This window comes from Streptomyces sp. GbtcB6, from assembly GCF_019091475.1.
Classification (GTDB): domain Bacteria; phylum Actinomycetota; class Actinomycetes; order Streptomycetales; family Streptomycetaceae; genus Streptomyces; species Streptomyces hyaluromycini.
Map to the genome: position 1 here is coordinate 1 of NZ_JAGXJL010000156.1, position 1,324 is coordinate 1,324.

A 1,324-nucleotide genomic window follows, 5' to 3' on the forward strand; every position below is an offset into this window, starting at 1 on the left:
GCCGCCTTCCGCGCTTGTAAGGAGATCTTGATGACCACACCCGACAGCATCGAGCCGGCCCGGTTCTGGGAGGACCGCTACCGCAAGTGCGGACGCGTCTGGAGCGGTCAGCCGAACGAACTACTGGTCCGCGAAGCGGACCATCTGGCACCGGGAAGTGCACTGGAGCTGGGCTGCGGCGAGGGCGCGGACGCCTTGTGGCTGGCGTCCTGGGGCTGGCAGGTGACCGCCGTCGACATCTCTACCACAGCCTTGCGACGGGCCGCCGCCCGCGCGATCGAGCTGGGCCTGTCCGGGCAGGTCACCTTTCAGCATTACGACCTCGGGCAGACGTTTCCCGGCGGCAGCTTCGACCTCGTCGCCGCACAGTACCTGCAGTCACCGGTCGCTCTGGACCAGACGGCCATCCTGCGGCTGGCGGCCCGGGCCGTCGCACCGGGCGGCACATTGATCATCGTCATGCACGCCGGATGGCCGACCTGGAGCACCGCCGCGCAGCAGCCCGCCCATGTCGTCTTCCCCACCCTGGAGGGCCTGCTGACCACCCTTGCCCTGCCTCCCACCTGGAAGGTGAACACCCTCACCAGCATCCAGCGGCCCGCCCCCTCACCCGACGGACGCCCCGGCACCCGCACCGACCATGTGTGGCGCCTGACCCGCACCGCCTGAACCGCCCCGCCCCCCTGCACCCGCAGCCCCTGCCGCCCGACCCAACGAAGAAGAGAGCCATGCCCACCACGCCGACCGACGACCAACTCGTTCACAACACAGAGGCCGTGCTCGGCTCGGTCGGGCCGCATCTGCGCGACGCCCGCCAAGCCCGCCGCATGACGCTCTCGGACGTCGCCGAACGTACCGGCATCTCCATCAGCACCCTCTCCCGCCTGGAGAGCGGCAGGCGCCGCCCCAACCTGGACCTGCTGCTGCCGCTGGCCCACGTCTACCGGGTCGCCCTGGACGACCTGATCGGCGCCCCGCCCACCGGTGACCCCCGCGTCCACATCAAGCCGATCCGCAACAACGGCACCACCTTCGTCCCCCTCACCCGCGGCGGAGCTCCCGTGGAGGCGTTCAAGATGGTCCTCCCGCCCCAGCGCATCGCCCCCAAGCCCTCGCTGCGCAGGCACGGCGGCTACGAATGGCTGTACGTCCTGACCGGCGCCATCGACCTCACCCTCAGCACCACGACCACCCGCGTACGCGCCGGCGAAGCCGCCGAATTCGACACCCGCACACCACACGCCCTGACCAGCGCCCACCACGACGCGGCAGCCGAAGTCCTGGCCCTCTTCTCCCCCAGCGGCACACACCTCCACGTCCGCCA

Annotated in this window: 2 protein-coding genes; both read left to right on the top strand. The window is 70.6% G+C overall.

What is annotated here, in order from left to right; translation table 11 throughout:
- The first annotated feature begins 30 nt into the window (after positions 1–30).
- Positions 31–669, top strand: coding sequence for a bifunctional 2-polyprenyl-6-hydroxyphenol methylase/3-demethylubiquinol 3-O-methyltransferase UbiG (locus KVT45_RS54945; RefSeq protein WP_217562625.1), 639 nt, complete (start codon positions 31–33; stop codon positions 667–669).
- A 59-nt stretch (positions 670–728) separates the two neighbouring features.
- On the top strand, positions 729–1,324 hold a 596-nt coding region (locus KVT45_RS54950; protein ID WP_217562627.1), incomplete at its 3' end, for a helix-turn-helix domain-containing protein.